Source organism: Nocardioides sp. (genome assembly GCF_035547795.1).
Lineage (GTDB): Bacteria > Actinomycetota > Actinomycetes > Propionibacteriales > Nocardioidaceae > Nocardioides.
In genome coordinates this window covers 21,199-27,824 of the sequence record NZ_DASZUF010000163.1, presented here as the reverse complement: position 1 = coordinate 27,824, position 6,626 = coordinate 21,199, and the positions used below count along the sequence as shown (strand labels likewise).

The window sequence follows — 6,626 nt, the reverse complement described above, 5'->3', positions numbered from 1 at the left end:
CACCGGCACGAGTGAGGTCACGGTGCTCTCGCAGATGTCGGCGTACGCCCGCCGGGGCGTGACCGCGCACTCCTATGCCCGCGACGTGATCGCCGACTGGCACCGCTACGCCGACGACCCGGCCGGATTCCTGTTCAAGCTGCGCCCGCCCGGCACGCCGTACGCCACTGCGGCCAATCGGGCGATCCGATCCTGGACCGAGCGGCCGTTCTTCTTGATGATCAAGCTCACCGCGCTCGCGCTGCTGATCGTCACCCGGCGCTCGCGGCGCGACCAGCTGCTCTCGGTGCTGGTCAAGATCGGGCTGTTCGCGCTGTTGCTGCAGCCGTTCGTGCACCTGGCCGGGGACCGCTACTGGACCACGGCCGCGCCGCTGGCCGCGCTCGCGGTGCTGCTGGCGGTGCGGGTCGTGGGCGGGTTCGCGCTCGACCGGTTCCGTCGCCGTGCCACCGACGGGGCGCCGTCCCGGCTGCTCACCCTGGTGCAGGCCGGACTGGCCGCGCTCGGCGTGGCGGCGGTGGTGGCGATCAACCTGCTGGCTAACTGAGCCTGATCTCCACCTGCGCGGCCGTCGGGCCGCCGTGCTGCCAGGAGCTGTGGCCGCCGGCGGACCACGTCCAGCCGGCGTAGGAGACCCGGGCGATGCCGAGCCGGCGCGACTCGGCGACGACGTACTGCGCCACCGACCAGCCGGTGGTGCGCGAGGGCACCGCGACGGTCATCGTGCTGCCGCGCACCACCGGAGCCTCGATCAGGCCGTCGAAGAGGCTGCGCACCTCCTTGCGCAGCGCGGCCGGGTGGCCGGCGCCGGCGGCGGGCGCGTCGTAGCGGCAGGAGAAAGAATGCGCGGAGTAGCCGGTCAGTGCCGAGGCCAGCGCCCGGGCGTCCGCCTCGTGCTTGGCGTACGCCGCCGGATACGCGCTGTGCTGCACCTGCTGGGCCGCCACCGTGATCTCGAGGTCCTGGTAGTCGGGGATCTTCACCAGCGCGTCGTAGAACGCGTTGGTGGCGTGGACCGGGTCGAGGATCTGCGCCCGCGTGCCCCAGCCCTGGCTCGGCCGCTGCTGGAACAGACCGAGCGAGTCCCGGTCGCCGCCCTCGATGTTGTAGAGCTTCGACTCCTGCATCGCGGTGGCCAGCGCGATCGTGGCCGCGCGCGCCGGCAGGCCGCGGCGTACCGCCAGGGCGGTGATCAGCGCCGCGTTCTCGGCCTGCTCGGGGTCCAGGGTGGCGTCGTGGTCGCCGACGCTGGCGGTGCAGTCCTCGGGCTGGGGGAGCAGGTCGTGGATCTTGCCGGTCACGGTCCGCAGACCGACGACCGCCGCGACCGCCACGACCGCGACCACCACCAGGGTGATCGCGAGCTTGCGCACTAGTTCGCGTGGAGTGCGGCGTTGAGGGCGATGCCCTCGCCCTTCCACGGCACCGCCTCCACCGTGCCGGTGACCGAGTTGCGGCGGAAGAGCACGTTGCTCGCGCCGGAGAGCTCGCTGGCCTTGACGATCGCGTCCTCGGCGCCCGGGCTCTTCACCGTCACCTTGGTGCCGAACGTGATGTACACGCCCGCCTCGACGACGCAGTCGTCGCCCAGGCTGATGCCGATGCCGGAGTTGGCGCCGAGCAGGCAGCGCTCGCCCACCGAGATGACCTGCTTTCCCCCGCCGGACAGGGTGCCCATGATCGAGGCGCCGCCACCGATGTCGGAGCCGTCCCCGACCACCACGCCGCCGGAGATGCGGCCCTCGACCATCGAGGTGCCGAGCGTGCCGGCGTTGAAGTTCACGAAGCCCTCGTGCATCACGGTGGTGCCGGCGGCGAGGTGGGCCCCGAGCCGGACCCGGTCGGCGTCGGCGATCCGGACGCCGCTGGGCACGACGTAGTCGACCATCCGCGGGAACTTGTCCACGCCGTACACGGTGACGTGCCGGCCGGCCGCCTGCAGCCGGGCGCGGGTCAGCTCGAAGCCCTCCACGGCGCACGGGCCGGCGCTGGTCCAGACCACGTTGGTGAGCAGGCCGAAGATGCCGTCCAGGTTCTGGCCGTGCGGCCGGACCAGGCGGTGGGAGAGCAGGTGCAGCCGCAGCCACACGTCCTGGGTGCTCGCCGGTGCCGCGTCGAGGTCGATCTCGACCAGCTCCACCACGCGGCTGACCTGGCGCAGCTCGTCGTCGCCCTCCAGGGCGATCAGCTCGGCGCTCGCGACCGCCCCGTCCGGGGCGGCGCCGAGCTCGGGGCTCGGGAACCACACGTCGAGGACTGCCCCCGGATCGGACCCAGTGTCGGCGGCGTACGTCGTCAGGCCGAAGCCCCAGGCCCGGCGTTCGTTCGAGGCGAGAGTCACGCTGCCGAAGCCTACCGGGGTCCGTCAGCTCCGCGGTCTCGCGGAACTGTCGGTGGGCGGTGCGAGTTCCCTGACTACTACATGGTGTCGGGGGTCGGCACCTGGCTGCCGCGCACCTCCGCTCGGTCCTGCGCGTCTGAGCCGGGCTACTGACCGGTGCGGCCGTCCAGGCACTCCCGGAGCAGGTCGGCGTGGCCGCAGTGCCGGGCGTACTCCTCGACCATGTGCACCAGGATGTCCCGCACGCTGGTCGTCTCGCCGTCGCTGTTGTAGACCACGACGCGCGCCATGTCGGCCTCGGTCTGGGTGTCGAGCCAGGCCTCGGCGCGCCCGATCTCGTGGTGCCAGGCGGTGAATGCCTCATCCGCGCACTCCTGCGTGCCGACGGCACCGCTGAACTCGAGGTCGTGGTCCTGGGAGCCGGTGAAGGGCCGCGGCTCGTCGAGGTTGGCCTGCAGCGCCCGCTGGAACCAGCTGTGCTCGACGTAGGCCATGTGCCGGACCAGGCCGAGCAGGCTGAGGTTGCTCGGCGGCACGCTGCAGGTGGCCAGCTGCGCGGGAGAGAGGTCCTGGCACTTCAGCTCCAGGGTCAGCCGGTAGTTGCGCAGGTAGTCCCGGTACGTCGCCAGCTCGCCCTCGGGCTTGCCGTCGAAGCGCGGGTCCTCGCCCGGCGGCAACCAGTTGCCGCCGTACCCGGCAGCCGACTCTCCGCTCATGCGCCCAGCCAATCCCGGTCGGGGTGGCGGGGTCAACCGCAATACGGTTCGCGGCGCGGACGCCGACGCCGTACGATTCGTCGTACAGGCGCTCGAGCCGTCATCAGCGGCGAGCCCCGGGAAGAACGGCCGACTCGAACGCAGGAGGCTCAGTAGAACCCGGCGGGTCCGGCCCGTCACAGCCGTCAACGAGTGGCGCAGCCCGCTGCGCAACCGGGGTGGTACCGCGGCGAAAGTCGTCCCTGGACAGGACGAAGACCGAACCGCAGGAGATGCCCGATGGCCGAAGGCCGCTATCCCAAGGTCACCACCGACCCCGCCGCCGCGGCCGACCAGCGCGCCGTGCCGGCCAGCCCACGCTTCCCCGACCTCGAGAAGCGGGTGCTGGAGTACTGGGCGCAGGACGGGACGTTCCAGGCCAGCATCGAGGCGCGCGACCCGGGCGAGAACGGCAGCAACGAGTTCGTCTTCTACGACGGCCCGCCGTTCGCCAACGGCCTGCCGCACTACGGCCACCTGCTGACCGGCTACGTCAAGGACATCGTCCCGCGCTACCAGACCATGCGCGGCAAGCGGGTCGAGCGACGCTTCGGCTGGGACACTCACGGCCTGCCGGCCGAGCTGGAGGCGATGCGCCAGCTCGGGCTCAAGACCACCGACGAGATCCACGCGATGGGGATCGACAAGTTCAACGAGGCGGCGCGCGCCTCGGTGCTGCGCTATACCGACGAGTGGCGCGACTACGTCACCCGCCAGGCCCGCTGGGTCGACTTCGACCACGACTACAAGACGCTCAACCCCGACTACATGGAGTCGGTGATCTGGGCGTTCAAGACGCTCTACGACAAGGGCCTGATCTACGAGGGCTTCCGCGTCCTGCCCTACTGCTGGAACGACGAGACGCCACTGTCCAACCACGAGCTGCGGATGGACGACGACGTCTACCAGCAGCGCCAGGACCCGGCCGTGACGGTCGGCTTCGAGATCACACCGAGTGCACACCCGCTGGCGGCCGAGCTCCAGGGTGCCAAGCTCGTCATCTGGACCACCACGCCGTGGACCCTGCCCAGCAATCTGGCCGTGATGGTCGGCTCGGACATCGAGTACGTCGTCGTCGACCGTGACGGTGAGCGGCTGGTCTTCGCGCAGGCGCGGCTGGCGGCGTACGCGCGCGAGCTCGGCGACGAGCCCACGATCACCTGGCGGGGCACCGGCAAGGACCTGCTGGGCCTGACCTATGCCCCGCCGTTCGGCTACTACGCCGACCACGCCAACGCGTTCCGCGTGGTCGCCGCCGACGAGGCCGTCACCACCACCGACGGCACCGGGCTGGTGCACAGCGCGGGCGCGTTCGGTGAGATCGACAAGGAGGTCACCGACCGCGAGGGCATCGAGCCGGTGATGCCGGTCGGGAAGGACGGCCGGTTCACCGCGCCGGTGGTCGACTACGCCGGCCTGCAGGTCTTCGACGCCAACCGGCCGATCATCACCGACCTCAAGAACGGCACCGGCGCCGTCACCGCGGGCACGGTGCTGCTGCGCCAGGAGTCCTACGAGCACTCCTACCCGCACTGCTGGCGCTGCCGCAGGCCGCTCATCTACAAGGGCGTGTCGAGCTGGTTCGTCGAGGTCACGGCGTTCAAGCAACGCATGCTCGAGCTCAACGAGCAGATCCGGTGGGTGCCCGAGCACATCCAGCACGGCCAGTTCGGCAAGTGGCTGGAGAACGCCCGCGACTGGTCGATCACCCGCAACCGGTTCTGGGGCAGCCCGGTCCCGGTGTGGAAGTCCGACGACCCGGCCTACCCGCGCATCGACGTCTACGGATCCTTCGAGGAGATCGAGCGCGACTTCGGCACGCTCCCTCTCAACGAGGAGGGCGAGAAGGACCTGCACCGGCCGTGGGTGGACCAGCTCACCCGGCCCAACCCGGACGACCCGACCGGGAAGAGCACCATGCGCCGGGTGGACGACGTACTCGACGTGTGGTTCGACTCCGGGAGTATGAGCTTCGCCCAGAACCACGTGCCGTTCGAGAACGAGGAGTGGTTCACCCACCACTTCCCGGGCGACTTCATCGTGGAGTACATCGGGCAGACCCGCGGCTGGTTCTACACGCTGCACATCCTGGCGACGGCGCTGTTCGACAAGCCCGCCTTCTCGAGCTGCGTCAGCCACGGCATCGTGCTGGGCTCGGACGGCAACAAGATGTCCAAGAGCCTGCGCAACTACCCCGACGTCAGCGAGGTCTTCGACCGCGACGGCGCCGACGCGATGCGCTGGTTCCTGATGTCCAGCCCGATCCTGCGCGGCGGCAACCTGATCGTCACCGAGCAGGGCATCCGCGACTCGGTGCGCCAGGTGATGATCCCGCTGTGGAACAGCTGGTACTTCTTCCAGCTCTACGCGAACGCCGCCGGCCTGGACGCGCAGCGCTCCACGACCAGCACCGACCCGCTGGACCGCTACCTCCTGGCCAAGGCCCGGACGTACGTCGTGGAGATGACCGAGGCGATGGACAGGTACTACATCGCCGACGCCTGTGACGCGACGCAGCGCTTCCTCGACGTACTCACCAACTGGTACATCCGGCGCAGCCGGGAGCGGTTCTGGAACGAGGAGCAGGGCGCCTTCGACACCCTTTACACGGTGCTGGAGCTGACCACCCGCGCGATCGCGCCGCTGCTGCCGCTGACCACCGAGGAGATCTGGCGCGGCCTGACCGGCGGTCGTTCGGTGCACCTGACCGACTGGCCGGACGCCGACGAGCTGCCCGCCGACGACGCCCTGGTGGAGGCGATGGACGCCGTCCGCGACGTCTGCTCGGCCACCTCGGCGCTGCGCAAGGCGCGCCATCTGCGCAACCGGCTCCCGCTGGGTTCGCTGACCGTGGTCGGCCCGCCGGTGGCTGGCTTCGAGGGCATCGTCGCCGACGAGGTCAACGTCAAGACGGTCCGGCTGCTGGCGGCCGATTCCGCCGAGGCGCAGGAGTACGGCGTGGAGCAGCGTCTGACCGTCAACGCCCGCGCGGCCGGTCCGCGGCTGGGCCGGGACGTGCAGCAGGCGATCAAGGGCTCGAAGTCGGGTGACTGGTCGGTCGCCGCCGACGGCACCGTGATCGCGGGCGGCCTGGCGCTGCTCGAGGGGGAGTACGCCCTGGAGACCGTCGCCGGTGCCGCCAGCGACGACCAGGCCGTCGGGATGCTGCCGGGCGGCGGCTTCGTCGTACTCGACACAGTGGTGACGGCCGAGCTGGCCGCCGAGGGCCTGGCCCGCGACCTGATCCGGGCGGTGCAGCAGGCCCGCAAGGACGCCGGGTTCCGCGTCGAGGACCGGATCGAGCTCGCCATCGCCGGTGACGAGGCGGTCCGGGCGGCCGCCACCGCCCACCGCGACCTGATCGCCAAGGAGACGCTCGCGACGTCGTACCAGGTCGTCGACGCGGTCGTGGGCACCGAGGTCTCGGTCGGCGACGGCGAGAAGGCCACCGTGGCGGTCACCCGGATCTGACGCAGGACGCGAACGGCGGGGCCGCACGAGCACTGCTCGTGCGACCCCGCCGTTCGTCG

5 protein-coding genes are annotated in these 6,626 nt (G+C 70.8%); 2 read left to right on the top strand and 3 right to left on the bottom strand.

Annotated elements, in window-relative coordinates; translation table 11 throughout:
- On the top strand, positions 1-547 hold a 547-nt coding region (locus tag VHA72_RS11140; protein ID WP_325575180.1), incomplete at its 5' end, for a hypothetical protein.
- Here the strand turns inward: VHA72_RS11140 and VHA72_RS11135 are convergent.
- The 3 genes from VHA72_RS11135 to VHA72_RS11125 form a co-directional block, all read right to left on the bottom strand.
- Entirely contained in the window at positions 540-1,373 is an 834-nt protein-coding gene (locus VHA72_RS11135; protein WP_325575178.1) for a hypothetical protein, read from the bottom strand. The genes VHA72_RS11140 and VHA72_RS11135 overlap by 8 nt on opposite strands.
- Complete coding sequence (gene dapD, locus VHA72_RS11130) at positions 1,373-2,341, bottom strand: 2,3,4,5-tetrahydropyridine-2,6-dicarboxylate N-succinyltransferase (protein ID WP_325575176.1); 969 nt, start codon at positions 2,339-2,341, stop codon at positions 1,373-1,375. The genes VHA72_RS11135 and dapD overlap by 1 nt, the downstream gene beginning before the upstream one ends.
- Positions 2,342-2,487: 146 nt before the next feature.
- Positions 2,488-3,057 (bottom strand): DinB family protein, encoded by a 570-nt coding sequence (locus VHA72_RS11125; protein WP_325575174.1) that lies wholly within the window; start codon positions 3,055-3,057, stop codon positions 2,488-2,490.
- A gap of 279 nt (positions 3,058-3,336) precedes the next feature.
- On the opposite strand from VHA72_RS11125, the gene ileS reads away from it, so the two are divergent.
- Positions 3,337-6,567, top strand: a complete 3,231-nt coding sequence (gene ileS / locus VHA72_RS11120; protein WP_325575172.1) for an isoleucine--tRNA ligase — start codon at positions 3,337-3,339, stop codon at positions 6,565-6,567.
- Positions 6,568-6,626: the final 59 nt, after the last annotated feature.